The organism is Streptomyces sp. NBC_01445 (assembly GCF_035918235.1).
Taxonomy (GTDB): domain Bacteria; phylum Actinomycetota; class Actinomycetes; order Streptomycetales; family Streptomycetaceae; genus Streptomyces.
This window is the reverse complement of sequence record NZ_CP109485.1, coordinates 4,298,136-4,315,493: the sequence shown is the minus strand read 5'-3', so window position 1 is coordinate 4,315,493 and position 17,358 is coordinate 4,298,136. Positions and strand designations below refer to the sequence as shown.

13 protein-coding genes are annotated in these 17,358 nt (G+C 71.6%); 7 read left to right on the top strand and 6 right to left on the bottom strand.

Going from position 1 to position 17,358, the window contains the following annotated elements; all coding sequences use genetic code 11:
- Positions 1-52 precede the first annotated feature (52 nt).
- The gene (locus OG574_RS19495) at positions 53-2,722 is read right to left on the bottom strand and encodes a glycosyl hydrolase family 65 protein (RefSeq protein WP_326774274.1); all 2,670 of its coding nucleotides are present in this window, start codon (positions 2,720-2,722) and stop codon (positions 53-55) included.
- 308 nt (positions 2,723-3,030) lie between these two features.
- Here OG574_RS19495 and OG574_RS19490 point away from each other — a divergent pair, with 308 nt between their 5' ends.
- The 6 genes from OG574_RS19490 (at position 3,031) to OG574_RS19465 (ending at position 10,071) form a co-directional block, all read left to right on the top strand.
- Positions 3,031-3,783 (top strand): GntR family transcriptional regulator, encoded by a 753-nt coding sequence (locus tag OG574_RS19490; protein WP_326774273.1) that lies wholly within the window; start codon positions 3,031-3,033, stop codon positions 3,781-3,783.
- 154 nt (positions 3,784-3,937) lie between these two features.
- Complete coding sequence (locus tag OG574_RS19485) at positions 3,938-5,623, top strand: purine-cytosine permease family protein (RefSeq protein WP_326774272.1); 1,686 nt, start codon at positions 3,938-3,940, stop codon at positions 5,621-5,623.
- A 203-nt stretch (positions 5,624-5,826) separates the two neighbouring features.
- Entirely contained in the window at positions 5,827-6,018 is a 192-nt protein-coding gene (locus OG574_RS19480; RefSeq protein ID WP_100596587.1) for an SPOR domain-containing protein, read from the top strand.
- 31 nt (positions 6,019-6,049) lie between these two features.
- Entirely contained in the window at positions 6,050-6,445 is a 396-nt protein-coding gene (locus OG574_RS19475) for a (deoxy)nucleoside triphosphate pyrophosphohydrolase (protein ID WP_326774271.1), read from the top strand.
- 139 nt (positions 6,446-6,584) lie between these two features.
- Positions 6,585-7,067, top strand: a complete 483-nt coding sequence (locus tag OG574_RS19470) for an ATP-binding protein (RefSeq protein WP_398375730.1) — start codon at positions 6,585-6,587, stop codon at positions 7,065-7,067.
- A 301-nt stretch (positions 7,068-7,368) separates the two neighbouring features.
- Positions 7,369-10,071: a SpoIIE family protein phosphatase gene (locus OG574_RS19465; RefSeq protein ID WP_326774269.1), complete on the top strand. Its 2,703-nt coding sequence runs from the start codon at positions 7,369-7,371 to the stop codon at positions 10,069-10,071.
- 22 nt (positions 10,072-10,093) lie between these two features.
- Here the strand turns inward: OG574_RS19465 and OG574_RS19460 are convergent, their stop codons facing one another.
- Both OG574_RS19460 and OG574_RS19455 read right to left on the bottom strand, forming a co-directional pair.
- Positions 10,094-10,807 (bottom strand): PspA/IM30 family protein, encoded by a 714-nt coding sequence (locus tag OG574_RS19460; RefSeq protein ID WP_326774268.1) that lies wholly within the window; start codon positions 10,805-10,807, stop codon positions 10,094-10,096.
- 54 nt (positions 10,808-10,861) lie between these two features.
- Positions 10,862-12,961, bottom strand: coding sequence for a TPM domain-containing protein (locus OG574_RS19455; protein ID WP_326774267.1), 2,100 nt, complete (start codon positions 12,959-12,961; stop codon positions 10,862-10,864).
- 124 nt (positions 12,962-13,085) lie between these two features.
- Between OG574_RS19455 and OG574_RS19450 the strand changes: the two genes are divergently transcribed.
- Positions 13,086-13,778, top strand: a complete 693-nt coding sequence (locus tag OG574_RS19450) for a hypothetical protein (RefSeq protein WP_326774266.1) — start codon at positions 13,086-13,088, stop codon at positions 13,776-13,778.
- A 4-nt stretch (positions 13,779-13,782) separates the two neighbouring features.
- Here OG574_RS19450 and OG574_RS19445 read toward each other — a convergent pair whose 3' ends face one another.
- From OG574_RS19445 to OG574_RS19435, 3 genes are read right to left on the bottom strand one after another with little or no spacing between them, the layout of a single operon-like run.
- Positions 13,783-14,556, bottom strand: coding sequence for a succinate dehydrogenase/fumarate reductase iron-sulfur subunit (locus OG574_RS19445; RefSeq protein WP_326774265.1), 774 nt, complete (start codon positions 14,554-14,556; stop codon positions 13,783-13,785).
- Positions 14,553-16,505 carry a fumarate reductase/succinate dehydrogenase flavoprotein subunit gene (locus tag OG574_RS19440; RefSeq protein WP_326774264.1) on the bottom strand — a complete coding sequence of 651 codons (1,953 nt, stop codon included), beginning with the start codon at positions 16,503-16,505 and terminating at the stop codon, positions 14,553-14,555. The genes OG574_RS19445 and OG574_RS19440 overlap by 4 nt, the downstream gene beginning before the upstream one ends.
- Before the next feature lie 17 nt (positions 16,506-16,522).
- Complete coding sequence (locus tag OG574_RS19435; RefSeq protein ID WP_326774263.1) at positions 16,523-17,350, bottom strand: hypothetical protein; 828 nt, start codon at positions 17,348-17,350, stop codon at positions 16,523-16,525.
- Between the last annotated feature and the right edge of the window lie 8 nt (positions 17,351-17,358).

The window sequence follows — 17,358 nt, the reverse complement described above, 5'->3', positions numbered from 1 at the left end:
GGCCGCGCACGGCGCCCGGCGGCCTGGGGCCCTGCCGGTCGGCGGCAGGGCCCTACCTCACCCGCAACTCCTTCACGGGTTCGGGCTTTTCGCCCTCCTCGGTGACCCGTACGAACCGCGCCGTCCGCCCCGGCGCGAAGGCCCGCCACGCCGCTCCGTCGACCGACGTCGTCACCGCGTACGCGCGCGTGCCCGTCACGTCGACGCCGGAGACCTTCCCCGTCCGGCCGAGGTCGACCGTGAGGGCGTCGTGAGCGGTCACCGGCTGCCAGGCGGTGACCGGGTTGCCGTCCACCGCCGCCTCCGCGTACAGGCCCGGCTCCTCGGACGTCGCCGTCGCGGTGCGGCAGCGGGCCAGGTCGGAGGTGGGTTCGAGGTCGGGGCGCCGGGTGCGCAGGACGAGCCCGCCGCGGTCGACCGTGGCGCGTCCGGTGGGTGTGACGACGGGGAACGGCTGGCCCGCGGTCAGCCTGACCGTCGTACGCTCCGGCCCGATCGCGATGTCGTACGTCCGTCCGCGCCAGGCCAGCCCGCGCAGCGTCACGCCCCTGCCGAGCTGCGGGGGCAGCGACGGGTCGAGGCGCAGGGCGTCCTCCTCGAGGCGCAGGCCGGTCAGGCCGTGCGTGAACACCTGGAGGAAGCCGCCCTTCCCGGTCAGGAAGTCCTGTGCGGGCGTGCCCGCAAGCGGGTCACTGGACCCCGCCTTCGTGCCGCGCGCCTCCGAGAACAGCCCGAACGGCTCTCGGAAGAACGGCTTCGAGGCGCGCCGCAGGAACGTGTACGTGGCACAGCCCGGCTCCCCGATCGACGCGGCGGCCACCGCGTGCACGGAGTCCGTCATCGCGGGCCCGTCCGGGTCGGTGTGCGCGACGTAGTAGTCGAGGGTCGCCGCCGCCGCGCCCTTCGGCATCGGCTTCCAGTCCAGCGGGTACAGCAGCAGGACCGCGTCGGCCTGCTTGATCGTCGAGCTGTTGTAGCCCTCGTACTGGAGGAAGATCTTGCGCTTCGGGTCGTACGGGATGCGGAGCCCGTCGGCGATGGTCGCCCACGCGGCCGGGGGCGCGGCACCCACGAGCCGGGCGGCGCGGGCGGCCGAGCGCAGGGCCGTGGCCGCGACGGCGTTCGTGTAGACCCCGTCGTCGACGCCGTTGCTGTACTCGTCGGGGCCCGCGACGTCCTTGATGGAGTACGAGCCGTCGGCGTTCTTCGTGACACGTGAAGTCCAGTACTCCGCAAGGCCCTTGAGGAGCGGCCAGCCGTGCGAGCGCAGCCAGGCGCGGTCGCCCGTCGCCAGGTAGTACTGCCAGGCGGCGAGCGCGATGTCGCCCTGGAGGTGGTTCTGGGTGACGCAGTGCGGCGGGTACCAGCTCTGGCACTCCGTCCACAGGGCGCCGCGGCTCGCGCTGGTCCACGGGTACATGAGGCCCTTGACAGACGTCTTGCGGGCGTTGTCGGCGGCCGCCTCGCGCGTGCGGTAGCGGTATTCGAGGACGGGGCGCGCCAGGTCGGGCCGGTCCGAGAGCAGCGCGGGGAACATCCACGTCTCGGCGTCCCAGAAGATCATGCCCGCGTAGGCGTCGCTGGTGAGCCCGGAGGGCGCGATGCTGTCGCGGCCGCCGGCGCGCACCGCCGTGAGGAGCCCGTACCGCGCGGCCCGCACCTGCTGCTGGATCTCGGGCCGGTCCGGCACCTCGATGTCCGACGTCCACAACTTCCGCCAGGCCGCGGTGTGTTCGCGGAACAGCTCGTCCCATCCGGCCGCGGCAGCCTGCTGGGAGGCCCCGACGGCCGAGCCGTGCGGGGTGCGAGAGGTGAGCGCCGTGTCCACGCCGACGTACTTGGTGACCGTGTACGTGCGGCCGGTGTCGACGGAGAACGTGGCGGACTGATGGTTCGTCAACGTGTCGGTGTGGCCCGCCGTGTGCGTGCGGCCGGGGGCGCGCAGGGTGGAGGCGACGACGCCGTCCTGGCGGGTGCCGTCCGTGCGGAAGCCCACCGCCATCGTGCGCTTGCCCGCGGGGCCGCCGCCGGTGGGCGCGATCCGGCGCGCGCCCCGCCCGTCGATCCGGTCGGTGACGGTCGCCTCGCCGCTCCAGTGCGGCGTGACGCGCAGCCGTACCGCTCCGATGTGCGCGTGGGAGCGGTCGGTCAGCACGTCGTACGTCAGATCGGTGCGCCGGCCGTCCTTGTGCGTCCAGGTCAGCGACGTACGGACGAATCCGCAGCGCAGGCTGAGGGTCTGCCGGTAGTGCGAGATCCGGCTCGTCGGGCCGTACGTCTCGTCGCCCACCGTCAGGTCGAGCGCCGTCCAGTTCGGCAGGGCGGCGACGGCCTCGCGGTGCGCCGTGTTCTCGGGGCCGCGCGCGTAGAGCCCGCTCGCGAACGCCCCGTCGTAGCGCGGCGTGTAGAGCGGCCAGCCGGTCTTGTCGCCGGGCTCGGCGTAGTCCGCGCCGGACGGCGGGACACGCACGCCGAGATATCCGTTGCCGGTGTACGCGTGATACGTGTTCGCGGGGTCGATGCGGGTGGTGGCCGGGGCCCAGGCGGGGTCGCCGGTGCAGGCTTCGGAGGCCTCGGAGGGGGAGCCCGTAGGCACGGGGGCAGGTGCGGCGGGTGCCGGGCCGGGGCCGGGCGTCGCCAGGGCCGCGCCCGGTGAGGCGCCGAGCACCGCGAGCGCGAGGAGGACGGTGAGGCGGGCGGGGGATCGGCGGGATCGGGTCACGCATCCGACGATGCGGGCGGTTGCGGACGGGAGTCGGGCAACCCGCGATGGAGGTCCCACGGATGGCGGGGGTGTCGCATGCCGCGCCCTGCCTCGACGGCCGGTCGACGGCCGGTCGATGGTTGCTCGACGCCAGGGCGTAAGGATTCCCTTACCCGGAGAAACTCCCTGCGTAAAGGCCTGCGGCCGCGCATGTCATCACTTCGAGTGATTCTTTGGCCTTCGCTTGCGGCACACAACCCAGGGTTGCGACGCTGTTGCTGTCTGTCAATCCGATGGGTCGCCACGGGTCTTAGGGAGTGCAGCCAGTGACATTCGGTGAGCAGCCGGCGTATCTGCGCGTCGCGGGTGATCTTCGCAAGAAGATCGTCAATGGATCGCTGCCACCGCACACCCGCCTCCCCTCACAGGCCAGGATCCGCGAGGAGTACGGCGTCTCGGACACCGTCGCCCTCGAAGCCCGCAAGGTGCTGATGGCCGAAGGACTCGTCGAGGGACGCTCGGGGTCGGGCACGTATGTGCGCGAGACGCCGGTCCCGCGCCGCGTCGCCCGCTCCGGATACCGGCCGATCAGCGGCTCCACCCCCTTCAAGCAGGAGCAGGCCGACGAGACGGCGCGCGGCACCTGGGAGTCCCGCAGCGAGCAGGCCGAGGCGAGCAGCGTCATCGCCGAGCGCCTCGGCGTCCGCGCCGGAGACCGCGTGATGTGCACGAAGTACGTCTACCGGGACGCGGGAGAGGTCATGATGCTCTCCACCTCCTGGGAGCCCCTGGCGGTCACTGGACGCACCCCCGTGATGCTCCCCGAGGAAGGCCCCCTCGGCGGCTGCGGCGTCGTCGAGCGCATGTCCGCCATCGACGTGATCGTGGACAACGTGACGGAGGAGGTCGGCGCCCGCCCCGGCCTCGCCGAGGAGCTCATGGCGCTCGGTGGAGTGCCCGGCCATGTCGTCCTCGTCATCCAGCGCACGTACTTCGCGTCGGGCAGGCCGGTCGAGACGGCGGACGTCGTCGTCCCCGCCGACCGGTACCGGATCGCATACCACCTGCCCGTGAAGTGACCGATACGCGAACGCCCTGTCCGCAGGGCGTGACCACGACTTAACGCGCGGCCGCCTCCCGTAACGCCGGGGCAATCACCGGCCGCCCCGCATTGTCATGCACGGCTCCTAACTTCCGTCCGTACCCGCAATCGGCCGGACGACAGGAACCCTCATGACGGACACGGTCACCCGTGACACGGAGGCAGCCGCGCCGCGGCGCAGCTACGCCAAGCTCGCCGCGGACGAGAGCCGCGAGGACTTCTCGCTGCGCTACGCGCCCCACTCCTACCGGCGCTGGTCACCGACCATGGTCGCGTCCACCGCGCTCGGCGGCATCGCCTATCTCGCCGACTTCGCGATCGGCGCCTCCATCGTCTTCACGTACGGCTTCACGAGCGGGCTCGCCTCGATCCTGTGCGCGGCGACGATCATCTTCCTGACCGGCATCCCCATCGCCCGCGCCTGCGCCAAGTACGGCCTGGACATGGACCTCATCACCCGGGGCGCGGGCTTCGGCTACTTCGGCTCGACGCTCACGTCCCTCATCTACGCCTCGTTCACCTTCATCTTCTTCGCGCTCGAAGGCTCGATCATGGCGCAGGCCATGCACGAGGTCGTCGGACTGCCGCTGCCCGTCGGCTACTTGCTGACCACGCTCATCGTCATCCCGATCGTCTTCCGCGGCATGGGTGCGCTCGCCAAGGTGCAGGCGTGGACGCAGCCGGTCTGGCTCATCGGCCTCGTCCTGCCCTTCGTGATCCTGGCCTTCCACTCGCCGGGCTCCTTCGGCGACTTCACCCGCTTCGGCGGCACGGAGGGCGCGGGCAGCGGGTTCTCCTGGCTCGGCTTCGGCCTCGGCACCGGCGTCGCGCTCTCCCTCATCGCGCAGATCGGTGAGCAGGCCGACTATCTGCGATTCATGCCGGCGAAGACCGAGCAGAACCGGAAGCGATGGAATCTGGCCGTTCTCGCGGCCGGACCCGGCTGGGTGATCATCGGCGCCGCGAAACAACTCGGCGGCGCGCTCCTCGCCTTCGTAGCCCTCGAAGCAGTCGGCAAGACCCACGCCCTGGAACCCATCGCGCCGCAGGTCGAGGCACTCAAGCCGTGGCTCGGCTCGGTCGCCCTGCCCGCCGCCGCGCTCTTCGTGGTCGTCTCCCAGATCAAGATCAACGTGACCAACGCCTACAGCGGCTCGCTGTCCTGGTCGAACTTCTTCTCCCGCATCACGCACCGGCACCCGGGCCGCGTCTGGTACATCTTCCTCAACCTCGCCATCGCGCTGACGCTGATGGAGATGAACATGTTCGCGGCCCTGAACAAGCTGCTCGGCTTCTACTCGAACGTGGGCATCGCCTGGATCGCGGCCGTCGCCGCCGACCTCGTCATCAACAAGCGGGTCGGCTGGAGCCCCAAGTACATCGAGTTCAAACGGGCCTATCTGTACGCCGTGAACCCGGCCGGCTTCGGCGCCATGGTGATCGCGTCGACCGTCTCGATCGTCGCGTTCTTCGGGGTGTTCGGTGCGTACGCGGAGGCCTTCTCGACGTTCATCGCGGCCGGACTCGCCCTGACGCTCTGCCCGTTGATCGCCTGGGCCACCAAGGGCAAGTACTACCTGGCCAGGCCCAACCCCGTGAACGGCCCCGACGTCGAGATCGCCGACATCACCGCGACCCACACGTGCAGTGTCTGCGAGACGGCGTACGAACTCCCCGACATCGCGGACTGCCCCGTCCGGTCGGGCCCGATCTGCTCGCTGTGCTGCTCGCTCGACGCGGAGTGCGGCGACGTCTGCCGCAAGGAGCCGCAAGCGGGGCCGGTGCTCATGCCGATGCCGGCGGTGCGTACGGGCTGACGCCCGGAGCGGGGAGGCCACGGAACGTCCAGGGGGCGCACTCTTCGGAGTGCGCCCCCTGCGGATTGGCTGGTTGCGTATCTCTTTGTGCCAATGCGTATCCGCTGCGTGAAGGTCAGGCGTACGCTCGGGCATATGCGGAGTGGGGTTTCCTCAGAAAGCGGGGCGCTGTGCGAGCCGGGGTCGGGGAGTGGAGGGGCGAGATGAACGAGGGCACGACCACGCTTGTGTGGCTCGTCATACGCCAGGACGACAACGGCAACCGCTATCGCGTCGGCAGGTACGCGACCAGGGCGGAAGCCCAGCAGATCGCCGACAGTCTCGATGACCGCGGCCACAAGCAGCTCTACTGGGTCGAGCGCCTCGGCCAGGCGCAGAACGGCACCGCGCGCTGACGTTCCCGTCCGCGGCCGTAGGCTCCGGCACATGACTGAACCGACCGTCGTCGTCGCGGCGGCCCTCCACGACAGCGGCCGCCTGCTCGCCGCACGACGCAGTGCGCCCCCCGAACTGGCGGGCCGCTGGGAACTCCCCGGCGGCAAGGTCGAACCCGGCGAGGATCCGGAGCAGGCGCTCGTACGGGAACTGCGCGAGGAGCTCGGGATCGGCGCCGAGCTCGTGGCACGCGTCCCGGGGGAGTGGCCCCTGAAGCCCGGATACGTGCTGCGGGTATGGACCGCGCGCCCGCTGTCCGGCCGGCCGCGCCCCCTGGAGGACCACGACGAACTGCGCTGGCTCGGGCCGGACGAGATCTGGTCCGTGGACTGGCTCGACCAGGACGTGCCGGCGGTGAAGGCGGTGCTCGCGGCGCGGCAGCCGTGATCCGTACGCCGGGGGACCTGTCCGCGGGGCCCGCCGCGCTGCGGGTCGTGTCACCCGTCGTGCCGCTGGTCGGGCGTTCCGCGTGCTCCGTTCGCGGAGTGTTCGCGTGGGACGGTAGCCCCTACGCCCGACCGGGTATATGCCGATTAACCCTATGAAATCGGACGTGGTCCGAAGGAGTGGACGGGGTTCTACTGCTGCCTGGGAAGTGATCGGCGTGATCGACACCGACGGGGAGTGCGCCGAGTGGGTCTTCCCCGAGGAGCCGGGCGCAGTCCGTTCCGCTCGTGCCGCGGTCCGCGGCCAGCTCGGCGTCTGGGATCTCGATTCGCTCGGCGATGTCACCGAACTGCTCGTCAGTGAGCTGGTGACCAACGCTCTCCGGCACGCTTCCGGCCCCATCGGCGTACGTCTCCTGCGGTCGGCGGAGCCCGCCGACACCCTGCGGGTGGAGGTCTCCGATCGTCTTCCGGATCCGCCGCTGGAGCGGGTCGCGGGACCGGACGAGGAGAGCGGACGGGGGCTCCAGCTGGTCGCGGGGTCCGCGCGGCGGTGGGGGACGCGGCCCGGTGACACGGGCAAGACGGTGTGGTTCGAACTGTCGCTGCCCGGCCGGCACTGACGGGCGGCCGGAAACAGCGGCTGGACCCGACGGCCGGAACCGATGGCGTCGCGCCGGTTAAGAGGAACCCTCCCTGGTTAGGAGACAGGGAGCATGCCGACCGGCGAAGAGGCCGGCCGGGAAAAGGCACGGAACAGTCGTGGATCTGGTTGCCGTCCTGTTATGCGGGGACGGGCCAAAAAGCGTCGGGACCGTGGTGTGATCGTGAACACCGTGTTGCGCGGCTCCGTAGTGCTGGATACTGCGGGCAGCCGCCCCGGTGACCGGTGCCGGACGCGGTGAGCTGGAGGGGACGGTTCGCGTGAGCGAGATACCAGCGAAGGCCACGTCGTCCGAGGACACCTCGGGCGGGACGGCCGCGCGCGATGCGGCAGGCCCGCCCCGGGCCGAGACATGGCAGATCAGTCCGCCCGGCTCGATGTACGACTACATCAAGGTCGCCTCCTTCTCCATCGGCCCCGACGGCCTGATCGACCAGTGGAGCCGGCGCGCGGCGCAGCTCTTCGGTGTCTGTGCACAGGAGGCCGTGGGCAAGGACCCCATCGAGGCCTTCGTCTCCACGGAACTGCGCGAGCGCGGCCACCGCAAGATGGCGGAGATCCTCGACGGCCGCGAGTGGACCGGCGTCGTTCCCTTCCGGATGCCGAGGGGCCGGGCGTCGGACCCGGGCGGCACCGAGTCCGAAGAGCGCGATCCGCACGTCCCTGATCAGCACGGCCCCGGCCGGCCCCCCGAGCCGTATACGGAGGGGATCGCCGAGGTCTATGTGATGCCGACCGAGACGGAGTCCGGCGAGCGCGCGGCCGTCTGCATCGTCGTCGATGTCCGCGCCCTGCGCCGTATCGAGACGGACCTCGCCGCGTCGCAGGCCATTTTCGGCCAATCTCCCTTCGGCTTCCTGCTGTTCGGCACCGACCTGAAGGTGCAGCGGACCAACCGGCCCTTCGCCGCGGTCTTCGGCGGCCGGGCCGACGACCACCGCGGCCGCACCGTCCACGACTATCTGCCCCGCGGCGAGGCCGACCGCGTGCAGGCCGCGCTGCGCCGCGTCCTGGAGACCGGGGATTCCGTCACCGACATGCAGCTCGTCGGGCCCGCGCCCGACTCCGCCGAGCGCCGCCACTGGTCGATCAACCTCTACCGCGTGCACAGCGGCAGCGGCCGGCCCATCGGCGTCGCCGGGCTCGCCACCGACGTCACCCGGCGCCACGCCGCCGCCCGCGAGGCGGCCCACGCCCGCCGCAACCTCGCCCTCCTCAACGAGGCGGGCGCCCGCATAGGCAACTCGCTCGACCTGGAGACCACCGCCCGCGAGCTCCTCGACGTCGTCGTCCCCGGCTTCTGCGACCTCGCGTCCGTCGACCTCTACCAGGGCCTTCTCGCGGGCGACGAGTCGGCGCTCAACAGCCGCAGCCTCGCCGACGGCAGCGCCGAGCTGCGCAGGGTCGCCGCCGCGAGCGCCGTCGCCGACGTGCCGTACCTCGAAGCGTCCGGCGGTGACGGGGTCGTCGAGGTCGGGGCCGTCCACCGCTACTCCTTCAACTCGCCCTGCGCGGACGCCCTGCGCACCGCCCGCCCCCAGTTCGTCCCCGCCGCGTCCGGCGACCTCGTCCAGTCCACGCTGGCCGTGCCGATGGTTGCCCACGACACCGTCGTCGGCCTCGCGCGCTTCGCCCGTACGAAGGGCAGCGAGCCCTTCAACGACCGCGACCGCGCCCTCGCCGTCGAACTCGCCGCCCGCGCCGCCGTCTGTATCGACAACGCCCGCCTCTACCGGCGTGAGCACGAGCGCGCCCTGATACTCCAGCGGTCGCTGCTCCCGCCGGACGACCCCGAGGCGTCCGGCCTCGACATCGCCTGCCGCTACCTGCCGGGCAACGCGGCCACCGAGGTCGGCGGCGACTGGTTCGACGTCATCGAGCTGCCGGGGCACAGAACCGCGCTCGTCGTCGGCGACGTCATGGGCCGCGGCCTGCGCGCCGCCGTCGCCATGGGCGAACTGCGCACCGCCGTACGGACCCTGGCCCTCCTCGACCTCGAACCCGCCGAGGTGCTCTCCGCGCTCGACGAGATCGCCCGTGGCCTCGGCGCGCCCGGGGGCCCGACGTCCCCCCTCGGCCCCCGCGGCGGCGTCCAGCAAGCCACTCGCGCCGCCCGCAGAACCGGTGACGCCGACCTCTCCGAGGTCTACCTCGCCACCTGCGTGTACGCGGTCTACGACGCCGTGACGCGGCGCTGCACCTTCGCCAACGCGGGCCATCTGCCGCCCGTCCTGGTCGAGCCCGGCGATGGCGCGCTCATGCTCGACGTACCCCCGGGGATGCCGCTCGGCGTCGGCGGGGAACCCTTCGAGGAGGTCGAGGTCGAGCTGCCCGAGGGCTCACTCCTCGCCCTCTACACCGACGGGCTCGTGGAGTCCCGCGACCATCCCCTCGACGAGGGCCTCTCCGCGTTCCGCAGCGCCCTGGACGATCCCTCGCCCGCGCTCGAAGACGTCTGCGACCACGTGCTGGCCACGCTCGACACGCGCCACGGCGAGGACGACATCGCGCTGCTCATGGCCCGCGTGCAGGGCCTGCCGGCCGACGCCGTCGGCGACTGGACGCTGCCGCGCGAGCCGCGCTCGGTGGGCCGCGCCCGCGAGTTCACCCGCGCCAAGCTCACCGAGTGGGACCTGGAGCCGCTCGTCGACACGACGGAACTCCTGGTCAGCGAGCTGGTCACCAATGCTCTGCGGTACGGCGAGGGCGACATCAGGCTGCGCCTCCTGCTCGACCGCACCCTCGTGTGCGAGGTGTGGGACGCGGGCCTCGTCCAGCCGCGCCGCCGCCGCGCACGGGACACGGACGAGGGCGGCCGCGGGCTTCAGCTCGTCGGCCTGCTCAGCGCGTCCTGGGGCTCGCGCAGGACGCCGCGCGGCAAGACCGTCTGGTTCGAACTCCCACTACCGGACGGCGACTCGGCGGCCGTGGACCCGACGGAGGCGCTGCTCAGCCTGTACTGACCGGGGCGCCGCCTTCCCGCCGCTACACGGACGTCTTGAGCGCCGCCAGGCGCGCCTCGATCTCGGCCGTGTCGCCCAGGCCGTCCAGCTGCTCGAACTGCGCGTCGAGCGACGAGTCGGCGAGCTCCTGCTTGCCCAGCGCCTTGGCCTCCTCGCGGCGCACCTTCTCCTCGAAGCGGCTCAGCTCGCTCGTCGGGTCGAGGACGTCGATGTTCCTGGCGGCGTCCATCATCTGGTTCTGGGCCTGCGCAGTCTTCGAGCGCGCCACCAACTGATCGCGCTTCGACTGGAGTTCGACCAGCTTCGTCTTCATCTGGTCGAGGCCGGATTTCAGCTTTCCGACGACCTCGCTCTGTGCGGCGATCGTCGGCTCGGAGTCCTTGGCCTCCTTCTCGGAGCTCAGCTGCCGCCCGAGCGCCACCTTGGCGAGGTTGTCGAACTTGTCGGCCTCCGCCGTGCTGCCCGCGGTCCGCAGCTCGTCGGCCTTCTTGCTCGCGGCGAGCGCCTTGCCGCCCCACTCGTCGGCCGCCTCGACGTCCTCCCTGTGGTCCTGCTCCATCATCCGCAGATTGCCGATGGTCGCCGCCACGGCCTGCTCGGCCTCGGCGATGTTGTTCGAGTAGTCGCGGATCAGCTGGTCGAGCATCTTCTCCGGGTCCTCGGCGCCGTCCAGAAGGGCGTTGATGTTCGCCTTCGCGAGCTGGGTGACGCGGCCGAGAACGGTCTGCTTGGTCATGAGAGTGCTCCTTGTACAAGGGAGTTACGTGGGAACTGGGTGAATGCCGCCGGGTCAGAACCGTCCGCCGCCGCCCCTCCGGCCACGGGTCCCGCCCCCGCCGAAACTCCCCGGACCGCCGCCACCGAACCCGCCCCCGAAGCCGCTGCCCCCGCCGAACCCCCCGCCGCCGCGCCCGCCGCCCAGGAGTTCGCCGAGGATGATCCCGCCGAGCACCGCGCCTCCCATGCCCCCGCCGCCGCGCCCGCCGCCCCCGCCGCCGTACGGATTCCCGAAGGACCGCACATCGTGCTCGGCGAGCTGCTGCGCCTGCCGGGCGAGCGCGTCGGCCCGCTGGGCACCGGCCAGGGCGGCCGCGGGATCCGCCTCCGCCGTCGTCCGTACGTACTCCAGGTGCCGCTGCGCCTCCGCCAGGCGCGTACGGGCCTCGCTGCCGACCGCCCCGCGGTGCGTGGTGATGAAGTCCGACGCGGCGCCGACGCTGCTGCGGGCCGTGAGTTCCGCCTGGTCGAGCAGGGAGCGCGCGCGGGCCGTGCCCGACTCGCGTTCGCGCGCCTCGTCGAGGGACGCGTCGAGCGCCGAGTCGGCCTCCTCCACGCGGCGCAACGCGTCGATCGGGTCGTAGGGGCCGGCGGCCATCTCCTTGCGCACGCCCGCGGTGACGGTCTGCACGCGCGCGATGCGCCCGCGCAGATCGGCCGTGGACGCGCCCTCGGTCGTCCCTTCGAGCAGTCCGTGGGCGTCCGCGAGGTCGGAGTCGGACTCGGTGAGCGCGGCCGGCAGCTTCTCGGCGGCCTCGGCCAGCTCATGGCCGAGCCGGTCGATCGCGTCCACAAAGGTGCCCGCCTGGTCGACGGCCGACTCGGCGGCCCGCAGGAACACCGCGGCCCTGCCGTTGTCGCCCGCGTCGACGCCACTGCGCGCCTGTTCGAGGTTCGTCGTGGCGAACAGCAGCCGGTCCTTGGCCTGCTCGATGTGGCCCGCCACGGGAAGCAGCGCGGACGGCGCGTAGCGGGCGCCGAGCGCAGTCAGCGTCTCCTCGGCCGTCGTGGTGCGGGTGGCCAGGTCGCGGGAGGCGAGCTCCGCGTGCGCGAGGGCCTCGGGGGCGGTGCGCTCCAGGGCCCGCAGCCGGTCGAAGTCCGCGGCCTCGGCGTCGAGCCTGCGCCCCGCCTCGGTGCAGCGGTTGATGATCTCGTCCAGCATCTGCCGCTTCGTCGCGTCGTCCTCGGGGTACGCGTCGTCGAGCTGCTGGCGCAGCCGGAAGGCCGCCGTCAGCTCCGACTGCGCATACGCCACCGCCTCGGTGAACGGCTTGACGGCCTCCTCGCCGAACTGCGCGGTGGCGAAGCCGAGTTCCTCCGTACTGGTGCGGATCGAGTCGTCGCTCTCCACCAGCATCCGCCTGGCCTGCTTGTCCAGCTCGGGCAGCGGCGTGACCTGCGGTCCCGTGCCCCTGCCGCCCCAGCCGCCGCCGGGGGTGGTGCGGGTACTCGTACGCCTCTTGCGTCGGGTGTACGCGAACGCCGCGACGGCGCCCGCGCCGCCGACCACGATGAGGGGCAGGGCGAGATCGGCCGCGCTGGGATCCGTGTCCGAGCCGCCGGGGTCGGCCGGGCCCGGGGTGATCGCCGGGGTGGGGACGGGGCTGCCCCCGAGGGTGGCGGAGATGCCGCCCGCCGCGCCGATCGCGGCGCCCGCCCAGTCGTTCCTGCGCAGCGCCGGTTCGATCGCGGTCTGCGCGACGTCCTTGAGCTGCGCGTCGGTGAGCTGGGAGTCCTGGTCGACGGAGTAGGCGTACTGCCGGTCGTGCGTGGCCACGGCGAGGAGTACGTCGTTGAGGCCGAGGCCGTTCTTGGAGGCCGTGTCGTCGGCCCAGTCCTGGGCGGAGCGGCCGGAGAAGTCGCGTACGTAGACCACGAAGAGCTGGGTGTTGCGCTTGCTGTCGAGCGAGTCGAGGGCCGAGGCGACATCGGACTTGCGGTCTCGGAGGGCGTCCACCTTGTCGGTGATCTGGCCGGCTCTCGACAGGGTGATGGGGTCGTCGGCGCGGGAGGCCGTGGCGGGCAGCAGCGCCCAGCAGAGCGCGAGCACGGCGGCCACGGCCGACCGCGCGGCTATCCGTACCGGACGGGGGCGACTCGGAGGCGGCGTCACAGTTGGGAGCGTATGACCGGATCTGGGGTACCGCGACCGGGATCGGCCCGCTCCGGTTGTGGCGAATCCGCATTGTTATCGCCGGCCCTTCCGGCAAAACCGCTGCTCAACGTAGGTTTCCGGCATGGAGAACGGACCCTGGGCCGCGGGCGGCGCGATCAGCGAGCCGGAGCTTGTGGTGTCCGGACCCGCCGGCTCCCCGGTCCGTCCCGATCCCCTCGACCGTCCCCAGCGGCGCAGGGGACGGCGCCCTCTCGGCGCACTGCTCGTCGGCGCGCTCGCCGCGTCCGCCGTCTGGGGCGCCGGCCTGTACGCGTTCGGCGCGCAGGGCCCCGACCTCAGGGGCTACCGCGTGAGTGACCGCCTCTGTTCCCTCCTCGCGATGCCCCACCTCGCCACGGTCTTCGACCGAGGATCCCGCTGGGAGTCCACGCGGAGCAGCAGCGAGGCGGTGGACACGGCGGACTGCTCGGGGGACCTCGAGCGCAAGGAGGGCACGGCGCGAGCCGCCACGCTCTCGGCGTCCGTGGTCCTGCACAAGCGGACCGACCCCGGCGCGGAGTTCGACGCGGCGCGCACGACGGCCGCCGAGCGGATCCCGGGCCGCGCCGAGGTGCGTACGGCGAAGGGCCTGGGCGACCGGGCGTACACGGTCGTCCATGGCCGGACGGCGACGGTCCACGTCCTGGACGGCGACGCGGAGTTCACCCTGAGCGTGAGCGCCGGACCGTCCGCAGGACGCGTCACGCCGGAGCGGCTGCGGCCGCTCGTGGCGGGGGACGCCGCCGCGCTGATGCGCCGGGTCGGCTCGCCCTAGCGCCTCAGGAGGACGACCTGCGTCGGATCTTGTTCCCCAGCCAGACCACCGGGTCGTATTTGCGGTCGACCGCACGCTCCTTCAAGGGGATCAGGGCGTTGTCCGTGATGTGGATGCCCTCCGGGCAGACCTCCGTGCAGCACTTCGTGATGTTGCAGTAGCCGAGGCCGTGGTCCTCCTGGGCCGTGCGCTTGCGGTCGAGGCCGGAGTCCGACGCCGCGTCGAGAGGGTGCATGTCCAGCTCCGCGACCCGCATCAGGAAGCGCGGGCCCGCGAACGCCGCCTTGTTCTCCTCGTGGTCGCGCACCGCGTGGCACGTGTCCTGGCACAGGAAGCACTCGATGCACTTGCGGAACTCCTGCGAGCGGTCCACGTCCTCCTGCTGCATGCGGTACTCGCCCGGGCCGACCCCGGCCGGCGGGACGAAGGCCGGGATCTCACGGGCCTTCGCGTAGTTGAAGCCGACGTCCGTGACGAGGTCGCGGACCACAGGGAAGGCGCGCAGTGGCGTCACCGTGATGACGTCCTCGCGGTCGAAGACCGACATGCGGGTCATGCACATCAGGCGGGGCCGGCCGTTGATCTCCGCCGAGCACGAACCGCACTTGCCCGCCTTGCAGTTCCAGCGGACCGCGAGGTCGGACGCCTGGGTCGCCTGGATCCTGTGGATGATGTCGAGGACGACCTCGCCGTCGTTCACCTCGACGGAGAAGTCCGTCAGGCCACCGCCCTCGGCGTCCCCGCGCCAGACCCTGAAACGCGCATCGTACGAACTCACTCGTACAGCTCCTCTTCGGCGAGGTACTTGACCAGCTCTTCCTTCTCGAAGAGGGCGAGCAGGTCCGGGCGGATGGGCTCGGTGGTGTCGCGCACGAGGTCGATCTGGCCGCGGACCGGATCCGTGGCAGCGAGGCCGCCGGTCGGATCGACGAGCCGGCACAGCAGGTTGGTGCGCCGCCAGTCGCGGTCCATCGTCGGGTGGTCCTCACGGGTGTGGCCGCCGCGCGACTCCGTGCGCTCCAGGGCGGCGCGCGCGATGCACTCGCTGACGAGCAGCATGTTGCGCAGGTCGAGCGCGAGGTGCCAGCCGGGGTTGAACTGACGGTGCCCCTCCACCCCGGCCCGTCGCGCCCGCAGCCGCAGCCCGGCGAGCCGGTCGAGCGCCTCGGCCATCTCCTCCTCGCGGCGGATGATGCCGACCAGATCGTTCATCGCCTGCTGGAGCTCCTGGTGGAGTGTGTACGGGTTCTCGGCGACGCCCCCGTCCGCGGGACCCTCCGCGGAGAACGGGCGCAGCGCCTCCGCCGCCGCCGTGTCGACCTGGACCGCGTCGATGGCGGGCCGCTCGTCGAGCCCGGCCGCGTACTCGGCCGCGTGCAGTCCGGCGCGGCGGCCGAAGACGAGGAGGTCGGAGAGCGAGTTGCCGCCCAGGCGGTTCGAGCCGTGCATGCCGCCGGCCACCTCGCCGGCCGCGAACAGGCCGGGCACGCCCCGTGCCGCTGCCGTGTCCGAGTCGACGGCGATGCCGCCCATCACGTAGTGGCAGGTCGGGCCGACCTCCATCGGCTCGGCCGTGATGTCGACGTCCGCCAGCTCCTTGAACTGGTGGTACATCGACGGCAGCCGACGCCGGATGCGCTCGGCCGGCATGCGCGTGGAGACGTCGAGGAAGACGCCGCCGTGCGGGGAGCCCCGGCCCGCCTTCACCTCGGAGTTGATGGCGCGCGCCACCTCGTCGCGGGGGAGCAGCTCGGGCGGGCGCCGGTTGTGATCCGGGTCGTCGTACCAGCGGTCGCCCTCGTCCTCCGACTCGGCGTACTTCTCCTTGAAGACGTCGGGGACGTAGTCGAACATGAACCGCTTGCCCTCGGAGTTGCGCAGGACCCCGCCGTCGCCGCGCACCGACTCCGTGACGAGGATGCCCTTCACCGACGGCGGCCAGACCATGCCCGTCGGATGGAACTGCACGAACTCCATGTTCAGCAGCGGCGCCCCGGCGAGCAGCGCGAGTGCGTGGCCGTCGCCCGTGTACTCCCACGAGTTCGACGTCACCTTGAAGGACTTGCCGATGCCGCCCGTCGCCAGCACCACGCTCGGCGCCTCCAGGACGAAGAAGCGGCCGCTCTCGCGCTCGTAGCAGAACGCGCCGGAAACGCGCTCGCCCGCGGTGGAGCCGCTGTCGGACACATCCTTGAGTACGCGGGTGACCGTGCACTCCTGGAAGACCTTGAGGCGTGCCTCGTAGTCGCCGAACTCCTTGAAGTCCTCCTGCTGCAGCGCCACGATCTTCTGCTGGAGCGTGCGGATCAGCTCCAGGCCCGTGCGGTCACCGACGTGCGCGAGGCGCGGGTACTCGTGCCCGCCGAAGTTGCGCTGCGAGATCCGGCCGTCCGCCGTCCGGTCGAACAGGGCGCCCCAGGTCTCCAACTCCCAGACCCGGTCGGGTGCTTCGCGCGCGTGCAGCTCGGCCATCCGCCACTGGTTGAGGAACTTGCCGCCGCGCAGCGTGTCCCGGAAGTGGACCTGCCAGCTGTCGCCGGAGTTCACATTTCCCATGGCCGCGGCGATGCCGCCCTCGGCCATCACGGTGTGCGCCTTGCCGAAGAGGGACTTGCAGATCACGGCCGTACGCGCGCCGCGCTCGCGCGCCTCGATCGCCGCGCGCAGGCCCGCACCGCCCGCCCCCACCACGACAACGTCCCACTGCTGCCGCTCCACTTGAGACATCAGAAGTGCCACCCCATCTAGAAGAAGCGCGGATCGTCGAAGGCGCCGGACGACAGCAGGAACACGTAGAAGTCGGCGAGCGCGACGCTGATCAACGACGCCCAGGCGAGCAGCATGTGACGGTCATTCAGCTTTCCGACCCACTGCCACATCCGGTAACGCACCGGGTGCTTGGAGAAGTGCTTGAGCTTGCCGCCGACGATGTGCCGGCACGAGTGGCAGGACAGGGTGTACGCCCAGATCAGCGTGATGTTCAGCAGGAAGACGAGCGTGCCGAGACCCATGTGGCCCCACTCGTACTTCTCGTTGCGGAACGAGAGCACGGTGTCGTACGTCAGGATTCCCGCCACGAGGATCGCCGCGTAGAAGAAGTAGCGGTGGATGTTCTGCAGGATCAGCGGGAAGCGGGTCTCGCCCGTGTACTTCTTGTGCGGCTCGGCGACCGCGCAGGCGGGCGGTGACGCCCAGAACCCGCGGTAGTAGGCCTTCCGGTAGTAGTAGCAGGTCAGCCGGAAGCCGAGCGGGAAGATCAGGATGAGCAGCGCGGGGGACAGGCCCCACCAGCCGCCGAAAATCTCCCAGTTGGGGCCCGCGTGCATCGGCTTGCAGTTCTCCGCGATGCAGGGGGAGTAGAACGGCGAGACGTACGGCGCGTGGTAGTAGTCCGTGTTCGCGAAGGCCCGCCACGTCGAGTAGACGATGAAGGCGAGCAGTCCCGCGGCGGTACCTGCGGGCGCCAGCCACCAGCGGTCGGTGCGCAGGTGCCCGGACGCGATCGCGGCGCGCGTCCTGTCCCGGACGCCGTGCGCGTCCGCTTGGGGATGGGGTTCCGTGCCGGTGGCCAACGAAGCCT

Bases quoted from the DNA above. Each gene is read 5' to 3' on its own strand.
- OG574_RS19440 (WP_326774264.1), bottom strand. From the start codon at position 16,505: ATGTCTCAAGTGGAGCGGCAGCAGTGGGACGTTGTCGTGGTGGGGGCG.
- OG574_RS19485 (WP_326774272.1), top strand. From the start codon at position 3,938: ATGACGGACACGGTCACCCGTGACACGGAGGCAGCCGCGCCGCGGCGC.
- OG574_RS19470 (WP_398375730.1), top strand. From the start codon at position 6,585: ATGCCGATTAACCCTATGAAATCGGACGTGGTCCGAAGGAGTGGACGG.
- OG574_RS19450 (WP_326774266.1), top strand. From the start codon at position 13,086: ATGGAGAACGGACCCTGGGCCGCGGGCGGCGCGATCAGCGAGCCGGAG.
- OG574_RS19460 (WP_326774268.1), bottom strand. From the start codon at position 10,807: ATGACCAAGCAGACCGTTCTCGGCCGCGTCACCCAGCTCGCGAAGGCG.
- OG574_RS19480 (WP_100596587.1), top strand. From the start codon at position 5,827: ATGAACGAGGGCACGACCACGCTTGTGTGGCTCGTCATACGCCAGGAC.
- OG574_RS19475 (WP_326774271.1), top strand. From the start codon at position 6,050: ATGACTGAACCGACCGTCGTCGTCGCGGCGGCCCTCCACGACAGCGGC.